The following is a 13439-nucleotide window of genomic DNA, read 5'->3' as shown; positions in this document are numbered from 1 at the left end:
AACCATGCAAACGACAGTGGAAGAAAAGGAGACCTCCATGCAGACCCCGGCTAAAACCGCGACGCGCGACATCTACCTGCCATCCGAGCGCAAGAGCGTGGCAGGAGGGGGAACCCCCCATGTCGTTGCCAAGGACTTTTCGATTTTCTACGGCGACTTCGAGGCCGTGAAGAAGGTGAATGCGGACATCCTCTCGAAATACGTGACGGCCATCATCGGCCCCAGCGGCTGCGGAAAGAGCACCTTCCTCCGGGCCATCAACCGGATGAACGACCTCATCCCGAGCTGCCACACCACCGGCACCCTGCGCTTCGACGGCGAGGACATCTACGGAAAGCTCACCGACGAGGTGCTGCTCCGCAAGAAGATCGGCATGGTGTTCCAGAAGCCGAACCCCTTCCCGAAGTCCATCTTCGACAACATCGCCTACGGACCCCGGCTGCACGGCATGACCGACAAGAAGCATCTGATGGAGATCGTCGAGAAGAGCCTGCGCAAGGCCGCGCTCTGGGACGAGGTGAGCGACCGGCTCGACAAGAACGCCCTCGGCCTCAGCGGCGGACAGCAGCAGCGGCTCTGCGTGGCCCGCACGCTTGCCGTCGAGCCTGAGATCCTGCTGCTCGACGAGCCGACCTCGGCGCTCGATCCGAAGGCGACGGCCAAGATCGAGGACCTCATCCAGGAGCTCCGCGGCAGCTACACGATCATGATCGTGACCCACAACATGCAGCAGGCCTCGCGCGTCTCCGACTACACGATGTTCTTCTACGAGGGCACGCTCGTCGAGCATGCCACGACTCCCCAGCTCTTCACCAATCCGAAGGACCGGATGACCGAGGATTACATCACCGGCAGATTCAGCTAACCGAACCATACCACCGACATGTCAGAAAGACCGGTACATGAACACATCAGGGAGCTATCGGAAGTTCTCGTCCAGCTTTCGGAAAAGGTTCTCCAGAACTTCGACGACGCACTGGCGGCCGTCAAGAACCAGGACGAGGAGGGCGCCCGCCGCATCCGCCACGCCGACCTCGAGATCGACCTGGCCGAGGTGGGGCTCGAGGAGCGCTGCCTGGCCTTCCTCGCCCTCCAGCAGCCGGTGGCGCGCGACCTGCGCACGATCGTCACCATCATGAAGATCAACGACGACCTCGAGCGCATCGGCGACCTGGCCGTCCACATCATCGAGCGTATGCCGGAGATCAAGCCCGACATGCTCCAGATGTTCGATTTCGAGAGGATGGGCCACCTCGCCGCCGACATGACCCGCAAGTCGATCGAGGCCTTCATCTCGAAGGACCGCTTCCTTGCCGACAAGGTCTGCTCGCTCGACGAGGAGATCGACGCCATCCACAGCTCCGTCTTCAAGCGCGTCGCCCACCTGATGAAGGATCCCGATTCGGATGTCGACCAGCTGATCTCGCTGCTCAGCATCTCCCGCTACATCGAGCGTATGGCCGACCACGCCACCCGCATCGCCCACGAGGTCACCTACCTCGTGACCGGCGAGATCGTCCGCCACAACGACGTCTCCTACGAAAAGCTCGTCCAGTCGCTCAAGGACTGAGCGGTCGTACCTGCCGGTTCCAGCGTGTAAAAAAGCCCGTCTTGAGAGCGGGCTTTTTTACATTTTTTCTTGGATTTAACCCCCTTCGACTGCTAAATTCGGACTACATTGTATCGTAGCATCTCCATAATCATTAAGCATGGTTCCCGACCCTTATGGCCAGTCTGTTTGGAAAAATCTTCGGTGACTCCCCGAAAACCGCCGCAACCCCGAAAGCGTTCACCGTCCAGGTCGATCCCAAGAAGTTCGGTCTCGCAACAAAGCCTCAGGGGACGGTACACGTGCAGTTCGAGTCGCTCAAGCAGAAGCTTACGAAGCTCTCCTCGAACGTCGAGAACAACCTGATGCTCAGCATCCGGGCCTCAACCAAGCAGAACAACGAACTGGCAGCCTCGGCCTTCAAGTTCGACGAAGAGTACATCCAGAAAGGCAAGTTCGAGGTCGAGTACCTCACGCTCGCCTACGGCGCCTTCCAGGAGCTCGACGAGGCGCAGCAGAAGATTGTCAGGGACGCCCGCATGATCCTCCAGGAGCTTGAGCGGATGGCGCAGTTCGCCCTCAACATCGCCGAGAAGACCCCGTTCGTCCAGTTCGAGAACGTCCAGAACCTCCACAAGGACGAGTACGACCTGAAGCCGATGGGCGACATCACCGCCGAGATGATCAAGAAGGCGGTCGAGGCGTTCGTCAGCGGGAACTCGAAGCACGCCCGCGAGACCCTCGACATGATGCAGGAGATCCAGGGGATCTACGACAAGGCCGTGGCGAAGCTGAAATCGACGGTCAACGACCAGAACATCATCAGCCATACCGGCATCCTCTCCATTCTCGACCATACGAAGGCCTGTGCCGACATCTCCTGCTCCATTTCCAGCCATTTCTGCTGACTGCGCAGGACGGGCGAAAGGAGCGGATCGTCACCCTACTACAAAAGAGCGAACTGCGGTTCGCTTTTTTGTTGAAAGCCCGCCTCCTCCGTTCTCCTGGTCCTGAATTTTCAGAAACGTCACGATAGCAATCGTATCTTGCAACGATGCATACCATGAAGACAGCGCGCGACACCTTCCGCGGTACGCGGACGAAAATATCCTCCCTCTCCGCCTGGTTCCGGAGCCAGGGCGCCGTGCTCATGCTCTGCCGTGCGGCGCTCGCTTTTTCCTGGATCTACCAGGGAGCGGTTCCCAAGCTCGTCTGCATGAGCAGCGGGGAGCTCGAGCTGCTCGGCCACCTGATTCCCGTCTACCGCTGGGCCTGCATCGCCGTTTCGTGGATGGGGGTGGGGGAGATCCTCTTCGGCTTCTGGCTGTTTGTCACGAGCCGCCCCCTTCTGTTCCGGCTGAACATCGCCGCCCTTCTGCTCCTGCTGCTCTTCGTCGCCCTGTTCGAGCCGCAGATGCTCCTCGAGCCCTTCAACCCGTTTACGCTGAATGCTGCGCTCGTCGCGCTTTCGGCAATCGCCGTCATTGAACTCCAGAACACACAAAACGCCAAGCATGATGCAGACCAGCATACACGATGAATCCACCGGCAGCGTCGCCAGACTCTTCCTCTACGTCACCGTCGCCGTCATATCCGTCGCCGCCCTGCTCGGCGCCCTCGGTGCGCTGACGCAGAGCGCTTTCCTGAACCAGCTCCATCCGTATCTCTTCTTCATCGGGTTCGGCAACCTCGCCATCCTCATCTTCAACCGCTACCTGACCTCGGCCATCTATCCGGAGCTCCGCATCAGCCCCGCAACGCAGCGGCGCTACATCTACGCCGTCCTCCTCTCGCTCCTCTCCATCACGGTGGCGGTCTACATGCAGTGGCCGCTCCTGAAGGCGCTGACCGGACTTTTCCTGATGGCGGTCGTCCTCGGTCCCCTCCGCGAGATCTTCACCACGCTCTCCATCCCGAAAATCTGGAAGGACGTGTCGGTGCGCTACTACATCTTCGATGTGATCTTTCTCCTCAACGCCAACCTCGGCCTCTTCACCCTCGGCCTGAAGGAGGCCTTTCCCGAGCAGGGGCTGATTCCCTTCTTCGTCACCCAGTCGGCCTACTTCCTCGGCTCCTCCTTCCCGCTCAGCATCAGCGTCATGGGCTTCCTCTACACCTACGCCTGGAAGCAGTCCGACAAGCGCGAGCTCTTCACCCGTCTTTTCAGCCTCTGGTTCTACGTCTTCGTCGGCGGCGTGCTCGTCTTCCTCGTCGTCATCCTCATGGGCCACTACTTCGGCATGATGCTGCTCAGCCACATCCTCCTGCTCGGAGTCATGGCGATGCTCGGTGGGTTCGGTCTCTATATGAACAGGTTCTTCAAAAAACGCTTCCACCATCCCGCCCTGGCCTTCCTGCTCAGCGGCCTCTCGCTGCTTTTCGCCACGAGCGCCTACGGCATCATGAACGTCTACTTCATCAAGGGGATCCCCTTCGGGACCCATCCGCCGATCCGGGCCGACCAGATGTGGATCTACCACTCCCACACCCATGCCGCCCTGCTCGGCTGGATCACCTTCTCCTTTATCGGGATGATCTACATCGTCATCCCCGCCATCGTTCGCCGCGATTCGCTCTCCCTCCTGCGGGAGGGCAAGGCCCTCTCGAAGCTGCTCGAGGCGGTCACAATGGAGCGGGCCTTCCTGCAGCTCACCGTGATGCTGCTTGCCGCAACGGGAGTGCTGCTCGGCTTCTTCATCGAGAGCGACATCCTGCTCGCCCTTTCCGGGCTGGTCTTCGCGCTTGCCGTCCTGTTCCTTTCCTTCAACCTCAAGGGGGAGCTCCACCGCGAATCTCCTGACAAGGAGCACTCGGCATGAACCGGCAGCAGAGCCGTTTCCGGCCGTCGTCCATCGCCGTGCTGCTTTTTCTTGCTGCAACCCTTGCGCCCGGCTTTTCCCGGCAGCTTTCGGCCGCCGATGACGCAATGCTCGAAAAACTCCGTGAGGGCAGGGATGCGTGGAACGCCATGCGAAAGGCTCCGGGCGCCGAACACCCCGATCTTTCGGGCGCCGACCTGAAGGGCAGGAAGCTCTCGGCGTTCGATCTCGGCGGCGCCGACTTCACGGGAGCCGACCTCTCGCAGTCGAACCTCAGCGGGGCCGACCTGCACGGAGCGCGGCTCGACTCGGCATCCATTGCCTCCACCATCCTCTCCGGGGCCGACCTTCGGGGGGCTTCCATGCATTCGGCCGACCTCGACTCGGCGCAGCTCGAGGGTGCCGACTGCAGCGGAGCCGATATGCGCCGCGCCGACATGCGCCGTGCGGACTGCTCCGGCGCACGTTTCGTCGGCACCGACCTCAGGGAGGCCCATTTCCGCGAAGCGGGACTCTCGGGAGCGGATCTCGGTAGAGCCGACCTTCGTGCGGCCTACTTCTGGCGTGCGAACCTCGACCGGACGGACCTTTCAGGGGCAACGGTGTCGCAGTCGACGGTGCTCGACAGCGGCAGCTACGCCACGGCGGTCTGGGCCGGTGCCAACGGACTCATCTTCGAGGCCGACGTGCCGCCTCCCGCTCCCGCCGCCGAATCGCCGGACGTGAGGGTTGCGGGGGGAGCGCCTGCAGCACGGCAGGCCACCGCCGCCGTAGCGGAGCAGCGCCCCGAAAAGGCTCCGCGCAAAGGGATCCTGAACCTCTGGCAGCGCACTGGTCCCGTCGAGGCGCCCTACGACGCCTTCCAGTACGAGTCGCTGAAGAAGAATGTGACGAAGTGGAACCGGATGCGGCGAACCGACCGCTCCGTGCAGGTCGATCTCCGCGAGGCCGACCTTGCCGGCAGGAACCTCTTCGGCGCCGACCTGCGCAACGCCGACCTCCGCAGCGCCGGCCTGCGCCTTGCCGACCTCTCCGAAGCCGATCTTCGCGGCGCAGACCTGCGTGGAGCGGACCTGCGCGGCGCGACCCTCACCGAGGCCGATCTCGGCGGAGCCGACCTCCGCGGGGCAAGGCTCTGGCGGGCCAACATGAGCCGCGCAAGGCTCGAGGGTGCGAGGGTTTCAGGTTCGACCGTGCTCGATTCCGGCAAAAAAGCGACCGCCGAGTGGGCAGAGAAGCAGGGAGCTCGCTATATTGAGGACTAGCATGAGCATGTGCGCAATGACGACAGCGGGACGCACGATTCAGGTCGGCGTCCCTAAATGTTTTGGAAATAAGACCCTATGAGCGGTTCCAGCCGTCCGATGGTCAGTGTGACCGTTCCGATGTACAACAACGAGCGCTTCATCGCTGAGACGATCCGCTCGGTGCTCGCCCAGACCTACCAGGACTTCGAGCTGCTCATCTACGACGACAACTCCACGGACGATTCGCTTGAGATCGCCGCCTCGTTTTCCGATCCGCGCATCCGGCTCGTGAGGAACGAGCGGAACCTCGGGCCCGAAGGGAACTGGAACCTCGCCGTCAGCGAGGTGCGCGGCCGCTACGTGAAGCTGGTCTGCGGGGACGACCTGCTCTTTCCCACCTGCCTCGAAAAACAGGTGGGGGCTTTCCTGGATCCCATGAACGGCGGCGTGAGCCTGGTGAGCGCGCAGCGCTCCATCATCGACTCCCGCGGCAAGACGATCATCGGCAAGGTGAACTTCCTCGACGAGGGGAGAAAGGAGCCGGTGGATGTCGTGCGCAAGATGGTGCGCATGGGCACCAACATCATCGGCGAACCGGTCTGCGGGCTCTTTCCCGCGGATGCCATCGCCCGCACGAGGGGCTACAGCGCCCTCGTTCCCTATACGACCGACGTCGACTACTGGCTGCAGCTGCTCAAGCAGGGTGATCTCTATGTCATCGACGAGCCGCTCTGCGCGTTTCGCATTTCCGACGTCTCCTGGTCGTCGCGCATCGGGGAGATGCGCTACCAGCAGTTCCTCGCCTTCATGGAGCAGGCGGCCGCCGACCCCGGCCACGGGGTCACCGACCTCGACCTCTTCATCGGCAGGATCAACTGCGCCATCCAGTCGATGACGAGTCTCATGGGTTTCAAGCTCTTTGCCGGATCGGCTTCCGAAAAACGCACCCTGGCCGGCATGTTCCAGTCCGACGGCAAAGGCCTTGCCAGGGCCTTCTTCCCGTGAGGAATGGAATACTGATGTGCGGCGTTCTTTTTTATGTATCTGCAATATGACCCCTGACTGATGTTGACACGAGGCCAGAAAGCCCAGAAAAACCCACAGAGCACCCCGAGGGAGATCCCCTTCAACTATACTTCGGCCGGTGACCGGCAGGCCATCGCATTCCTGCTGGGAGATGACGTGGTCCGCATGCTCGACGAGCTGCGCGACCTGCGCGTGACGGGCCGTTCGGCGCGCCTCCTCATGAGCATCATCGGCGAGATGCTCATCCACCGCCGCAACCCCTACCTCTTCCAGGAGCTGGTCGATTCGGCCGCAAGGCGCCGCAGGCTCTTCGAGCGCGCCCTCTCGGACCTCGAGGTCATCGCCGCCTCGGCAGACGGCGAGACCCGCGTGGGTTCGATCGTTGCCGCCGTGCGCCGTGAGGTCGAACGGTTCCGCAAAGTGGTCGCCGAGACCCCGGACCTTCGCCGCCGGATGCGCCGCGAGCTGGGGGCCGTGGTGGGTGTGAAGAACGTCCTGTTCGATCCCTTCGCCCTGGTTTCCCACGCCACCGACGCGACGGACTGGAGGCTGCACCTTCCGGTCGCCGTGGTGACTCCCGACGAGGAGCGCCAGGTCGCCCCTGTGCTTACCGCCATTTCGGAGCTCGGGCTGCACGCCATTCCGCGCGGAGCAGGAACGGGCCTGACAGGAGGGGCCGTGCCGCTGCGTTCGGGCTGTGTCATCATCAACATGGAGAAGCTCAACCGCATCAGGGGTATCGCCGAGTGCCAGTTCGAGCTCGACGGGGGCCGGCTCGAGAAGGCCGCGGTCATCGAGGTCGAGGCCGGCGTGGTGACCGAGAAGGCCATGCACGAGGCCGACCACCATGGCCTGGTGTTCGCCACCGATCCCACCAGCGAATGGTCCTGCACCATCGGCGGCAACATCGCCGAGAATGCGGGAGGGAAGATGGCGGTGCGCTGGGGAACCTGCATCGACAACCTGCTCGAGTGGCGCATGGCCATGCCGACGGGGGAGAATATCACGGTGAAGAGGACCGACCACCGCCTGCGCAAGATCCTGCACGAGGACACCGTCGCCTTCGAGATCCGCGACGAGTCGGGACGGCGGATCGACCGTATCGAGCTGCTCGGTACCGACATCCGCAAGAAGGGTCTGTGGAAGGACATCACCAACAAGGCGCTCGGCGGCGTGCCGGGCCTGCAGAAGGAGGGGACCGACGGGGTGATCACCTCGGCCGTCTTCGTCCTCTATCCGAAGTATCCGGTCAAGAAGACCCTCTGCCTGGAGTTCTTCGGCCCCGACATGGATGAGGCCAGCCGCGTGATCGTCGAGCTCTCGAAAATCTTCCCGCTGCCGACCGAGGGGGGCGAGGCCCTGCTTGCCCTGGAGCATTTCGACGACGAGTACATCCGCGCCATCGACTACAAGGTGAAGGCGACGCGTCCCCAGACGCCCAAAGCGGTCCTGCTCATCGATATCGGCGGCCAGACGCCCGAAGAGGCCGATCGCGGGATAGGCCGCGTCGAAGAGCTGCTCCGGCGCCACCCCAACACGCTCATGTTCGTGGCCCGCGACCAGGCGGCGGCCGAACGGTTCTGGTCGGACCGCAAGAAGCTCAGCGCCATCGCTAGGCGCACCAACGCCTTCAAGCTCAACGAGGACATCGTCATTCCGCTCGAGGCGCTGGCGGAGTTCGCGCGCTTCATCGACGACTTGAATATCGAGGAGGAGCGCCACGCCCAGCTGCTCTTCATGGAGCGCGCCCGCGAGGTGCTCCAGCATGCCGATCTCCGGGAAGATGACGGGCAGTTCGCCCCGAAGGTTCCCGCCGGGCTCGACCTCTGCCGGCTTTTCGGCAACCGCATCTCCGAAGCCTCGGGTGAGGCGCTTCGCTCGCTCTCGATCGTCGAGGAGCTCTCGGACGAGCTCTCGGAGCTGCTGCAGGGCTATCCCCAGGTCCAGGAGGCGCTCGAGGCCGCCTACGGCTACATCCGCGACCGCCGGATCGTCATCGCCACCCATATGCACGCCGGCGACGGCAACGTCCACGTCAACGTCCCCGTCCTCTCCAACGACCGGCCCATGCTCGAGCGCGCCGACCGGGTCGTCGACCGGGTCATGGAGAAGGTGGTCTCGCTCGGCGGCGTGGTTTCCGGAGAGCACGGCATCGGCGTCACCAAGCTCAAGTACCTCGACCCCCAGATCCTCGAGGAGCTTTCCGCCTACCGCAGGAAGGTGGACCCGAAGGGGCTCATGAACCCCGGCAAGCTCGACGACCTGGAACTGTTGAAGCACATCTTCACCCCGTCGTTCAATCTCCTCGAGCTCGAGGCCCACATCCTCCAGCGGGCACAGATCGAGTCGCTCTCGCGGAAGGTGGACTACTGCATCCGCTGCGGCAAGTGCAAGACCGACTGCTGCGTCTACTACCCGGCCCGGGGCATGTTCTACCATCCGCGCAACAAGAACCTTGCCATCGGCTCCCTTATCGAGGCGCTGCTTTTCGACGCCCAGCGCGAGCGCTCGACCGACTTCGCCCTCCTGCGCTGGCTCGAGGAGGTCGCCGACCACTGCACGATCTGCCACAAGTGCCTCAAGCCCTGCCCGGTGGATATCGACACCGGCGACGTCTCGGTCCTCGAGCGCGAGATCCTCTCCGGCTGGGGCATCAAGCACTCCACTCCCGTGACGGAGATGACGCTCAGCTACCTCGAGAGCCGCTCGCCGGCCTTCAACCGGCTCTTCCGCAAAACCGTCCTGCAGGCCGGCGGTGCCGCACAGCGTGCCGGCACCCTCCTTACGAAGCCGATACAGCCGGAGAACGAGCCCCCCTCGCTCTATCCGCTGCGCATGCTCCGTTCCCCGGTACCGAAGGTGCCCGGGGAGACGCTGCGCGACGTGCTGCCGGAGTGCGGTGCGGACCAGGTGCTGGTCTTCGAGCCGGAAGGGGAGGCCAGCTCGAACGTCTTCTACTTCCCGGGCTGCGGATCCGAGCGGCTCAACTCCTCCATTTCGATGGCATCCATCCATCTCCTGCTCGAAGCGGGCGCAAGGGTGGTGCTGCCGCCGCCGTTCCTCTGCTGCGGCTTCCCCGCGCACGTCAACGCCAAGACCGACCAGTACTCCAGCATCGTGCTCCGCAACAGCGTGATGTTCAGCCAGATCCGCGAGATGTTCTCCTATCTCGACTTCGACGCATGCCTGGTGACCTGCGGCACCTGCATGGAGGGGCTCGAGGCCATCGAGGCCGGCCGGCTCTTCGGCGGGAGGGTGCTCGATACCGCCGCCTGGCTCGAGGAGCACGGCCTCCGGCTCGAAGGGGGAGGGCGCGCGCTCTACCACGCCCCCTGCCACGATTCGCTGCACGCGAAAGCCGCGGAGGTGATCGAGCGCATCGGCGGGTTCGGCGAGGTCACGGCGGTGCCGCACTGCTGTTCCGAGGCCGGTACCCTGTCGCTCTCGCGGCCCGACATCACCGATTCGATGCTGCAGCGCAAGCGCGAGGCGATCGGCGAAGCGATGCACGGCGCTTCGAGCGCCGTCATGCTGACCAACTGTCCCTCCTGCGTGCAGGGGCTCGGCCGCAACGTCGACATGGGGCTCCGCCCCAAGCATCTTACGGTCGCCCTCGCCGAAAAGCTCTCGGGCGCCGACTGGATGGAGAGGTTCCGCCGCCAGGCAGCGGCGGCTTCGGCCGTAAACTTTTAGCCGCATCCCCGGCGTTATCCCCTCTACGGGCGGAAAGTGCGCTTCCGGGCGTTTCCTTTCGCCCGGGCGGATTCTTTTCATGCGTCCGCCCTCCTCTCGCCGATTGGGGCTCGGGAGGGCGCCCGAACCGGGAGGGCCTCTGGATGGAGTCGGATTCAGCGGAGCGCTGGCATGCGCAACCCTCCGGGGAGGTCCTGCGGGGGCTTGAGGCTTCCCTTGAGGGGCTCTCGAGCGAGGAGGCCCGCCGCCGTTTCCATAGGGACGGGCCCAACCGCATCGGCGAGCCCAGGCGCATCTCTCCGATCAAACTCTTCCTCCGGCAGTTCGCCAACGTCCTCATCCTGATCCTTCTCCTTGCCGCCCTTCTTTCCCTCTGGCTCGGCGAGCTGCTCGAATCGGCGGCCATCCTCGTCATCGTCCTTTTCGCCGTCATCCTCGGCTTCGTGCAGGAGTACCGGGCGGAGCGTTCCGTTGCCGCACTTCAGCGGATGGCCTCTCCCTCGGCCCGGGTACGGCGCGGCGGCAGGGAGATGGAGGTGGATGCTACGGAGATCGTCCGCGGCGACATCCTCATCCTCGGGGCGGGGGACCGGGTGGCGGCCGACGGCCGGCTGCTCCGCTCAAGCGCCCTCCTGACGGACGAATCCGCACTGACAGGAGAGTCGGAATCGGCCGAAAAAACGGACGAAGGGCTGTTCCCGCCCGAGGCCGTCCCCGCAGACCGCCTGAACATGGTCTTTGCCGGTACGGCGGTCCGTGCCGGCAGGGCAGAGGCCGTGGTGACGGCCGTCGGCATGCAGACCGAGTTCGGCCGGATCGCTTCGATGCTCGGCGAGGTTGCCGCGGAGCCGACACCGCTGCAGAAGAGCCTTGATCGGATGGGCGGCACTCTTGCGCGTTCGGCAGTCGTGATCGTCCTCTTCATCGTCCTCTCCGGTCTCTGGCAGGGCCGGCCGTTTCTCGAGATGCTCTTGTTCGGCGTCGCCCTGGCCGTCGCCGTCGTGCCGGAGGCGCTGCCCGCCGTCGTCACCATCTCGCTCGCCCTCGGCGTGCAGCAGATGGCGCGCCGCAACGCCCTCATGCGCAGCCTTCCGGCCGTCGAGACCCTCGGCAGCACCACGGTGATCTGCACCGACAAGACCGGAACGCTCACGCGCGACGAGATGACCGTGCGGAGGATCCTCCTGCCCGGCGGCGAGCTGGAGCTCGGCGGTACGGGGTACGCCCCCGAAGGCGCCCTCTCTTCGTCGGGTGGCGGTGCGATTCCTTCGGGCCTCGAAGAGTTCCTTGCGGCCGGCGTACTCTGCAACGACGCCGCCCTCGAACAGGGCGGGGAGGGCGAGTGGCGGGTGCGGGGGGATCCGACCGAGGGGGCGCTCCTCGTCGCCGCCCGCAAGGGGGGCATCGAGGAGGAGGAGCTGCGCCGTCGCCATCCCCGGCTCGACGAGGTGCCCTTCTCTTCCCAGTTGCGGCGGATGCTGACCCTCCACCGCTTCGGGGAGGGCGCCCGGGCGTGCATGAAGGGCGCGCCGGAAGCGGTGCTCGGCCGCTGCTCCTCGATCCTCGTCGACGGAGAGGTGCGTGCGCTCGGCGAGGACGGAACGCAGGAGCTGCTCGCGGCGGCCGGCCGGTACGCCGCGGGCGCGATGCGGGTGCTCGCCCTGGCCTGGCGTGATGCCGACGGCCTCGACGGAGCCGATGGCGGGATGACCTTCCTCGGCCTTGCGGCCATGATCGACCCTCCCCGCCCGGAAGCCGGCGCTGCGGTCCGGCGCTGCATGGAGGCCGGCATGCGTCCGGTCATGATCACGGGCGACCATCCCGAAACGGCATCGGCAATCGCCCGCGAACTGGGATTTCCCGGAGCCGGGCGGGTGGTCAGCGGGGCCATGCTTGAGGAGATGGACGAAGGGGCGTTCCGGGAGGCAGCCGGCTCGGTCTCGGTCTTTGCCCGGGTCTCTCCCGAGCACAAGCTGCGCCTTGTCGGGGCGCTGCAGGAGCAGGGCGAAATCGTCGCCATGACCGGTGACGGCGTCAACGACGCTCCCGCCCTCAAACGCGCAGACATCGGCATTTCGATGGGCATCGCCGGCACCGACGTCGCCCGGGAGGCCTCCGCCATGACGCTCCTCGACGACAATTTCGCCTCGATCATCGACGCCGTCGAGGAGGGGAGGGGCATCTACGACAACATCAAGAAGTACCTCGCCTACCTCCTCTCCTCCAACATCGGAGAGCTCGGGCTGATGGCCGCAGCCACCCTTATCGGCCTGCCCGTCCCCCTGACCGCCGTGCAGATCCTCTACGTCAACCTCGCTACCGACGGCCTTCCCGCACTGGCCCTCGGCGTCGACCCTCACGATGAGGAGCTCATGCGCCGTCCTCCGGCCGATCCTTCGAAAGGGGTGTTTACGCCTCCCCTCCTCGTGCTCATGCTGGCCGGCGGGCTCTGCTCGGCCCTCTGCAACCTGCTCCTCTTCGTCTGGGCTCTCAGCACCTCCCGGCCGGTGGAGGCCGCGATGACGATGACTTTCGTCTCGCTCGTCGCCATAGAGTTCGTGAAGGCGTACGCTTTCCGCTCCCTGTCGGGGAGCCTCCTGCGCCGTCCCTTTGCCAACCGGTGGCTGAACCTGTCGGTCGTCTCCGAGTCCCTGCTGCTTCTCCTCGTGCTCCAGCTTCCACTCCTGCGGGAGATGTTCGGGCTGGCTTCTCTCGACGCCGCGGGCTGGGCGGCATCTCTCCTGCCGGCCCTCACCGTGCTTCCGGTGCTCGAGCTCGTCAAGTTCTTCATCCGCAGGCGCGAGGGGGGCTCAGGGCCTGGAGGAGGGATTCACACAAAAAAACACTAAATCACTTCATTATCCTATTTGATTTTCTCTCCGGTTTTGCGACATTTGCTGTATGAATCCAGTGTGGCGCCAGCGTTCTCTGCCGTATCCGCGTGTGGCTGAATATGGGTGTTTGCTGGTTTCGCAGTGTTTTGATAAATTCAACCAATCTCCAGTCGGCTCGGCGGACCCCACTTTCCGTCGATGATTTCCGGCTGCCGGGAACATTATTCCATTCATGCCCCAGACAGCCTTACCCGTGAAGGGTGCCTTCGGA

At 64.3% G+C, this 13439-nt stretch carries 9 protein-coding genes; all 9 read left to right on the top strand.

Going from position 1 to position 13439, the window contains the following annotated elements; all coding sequences use genetic code 11:
- Positions 1-4 precede the first annotated feature (4 nt).
- The 9 genes from pstB to E0L29_RS00615 all read left to right on the top strand — a co-directional run bounded on the left by pstB (position 5) and on the right by E0L29_RS00615 (position 13183).
- Entirely contained in the window at positions 5-865 is an 861-nt protein-coding gene (gene pstB / locus E0L29_RS00655; protein WP_131353512.1) for a phosphate ABC transporter ATP-binding protein PstB, read from the top strand.
- An 18-nt stretch (positions 866-883) separates the two neighbouring features.
- Complete coding sequence (phoU, locus tag E0L29_RS00650; protein WP_131353510.1) at positions 884-1570, top strand: phosphate signaling complex protein PhoU; 687 nt, start codon at positions 884-886, stop codon at positions 1568-1570.
- A gap of 155 nt (positions 1571-1725) precedes the next feature.
- Positions 1726-2457 (top strand): PhoU domain-containing protein, encoded by a 732-nt coding sequence (locus tag E0L29_RS00645; protein ID WP_131353508.1) that lies wholly within the window; start codon positions 1726-1728, stop codon positions 2455-2457.
- Positions 2458-2612: 155 nt separating this feature from the next.
- Entirely contained in the window at positions 2613-3089 is a 477-nt protein-coding gene (locus E0L29_RS00640) for a DoxX-like family protein (RefSeq protein WP_131353506.1), read from the top strand.
- Positions 3067-4368, top strand: a complete 1302-nt coding sequence (locus E0L29_RS00635; RefSeq protein ID WP_131354649.1) for a hypothetical protein — start codon at positions 3067-3069, stop codon at positions 4366-4368. The genes E0L29_RS00640 and E0L29_RS00635 overlap by 23 nt, the downstream gene beginning before the upstream one ends.
- Entirely contained in the window at positions 4365-5633 is a 1269-nt protein-coding gene (locus tag E0L29_RS00630) for a pentapeptide repeat-containing protein (protein ID WP_131353504.1), read from the top strand. Before E0L29_RS00635 ends, E0L29_RS00630 begins: the two co-directional genes overlap by 4 nt.
- Before the next feature lie 78 nt (positions 5634-5711).
- Positions 5712-6620 (top strand): glycosyltransferase family A protein, encoded by a 909-nt coding sequence (locus tag E0L29_RS00625; protein ID WP_131353501.1) that lies wholly within the window; start codon positions 5712-5714, stop codon positions 6618-6620.
- A gap of 60 nt (positions 6621-6680) precedes the next feature.
- Positions 6681-10334 (top strand): DUF3683 domain-containing protein, encoded by a 3654-nt coding sequence (locus E0L29_RS00620; protein WP_131353499.1) that lies wholly within the window; start codon positions 6681-6683, stop codon positions 10332-10334.
- Between the two features lie 143 nt (positions 10335-10477).
- Positions 10478-13183 carry a cation-translocating P-type ATPase gene (locus E0L29_RS00615; RefSeq protein WP_131353497.1) on the top strand — a complete coding sequence of 902 codons (2706 nt, stop codon included), beginning with the start codon at positions 10478-10480 and terminating at the stop codon, positions 13181-13183.
- Positions 13184-13439: the final 256 nt, after the last annotated feature.

The sequence above is a fragment of the Chlorobium sp. N1 genome (assembly GCF_004332115.1).
In the GTDB taxonomy this organism is placed as follows: domain Bacteria; phylum Bacteroidota; class Chlorobiia; order Chlorobiales; family Chlorobiaceae; genus Chlorobium.
Note: the sequence above shows the minus strand (reverse complement) of the source record. Positions and strands in the feature narration are given on the sequence as shown.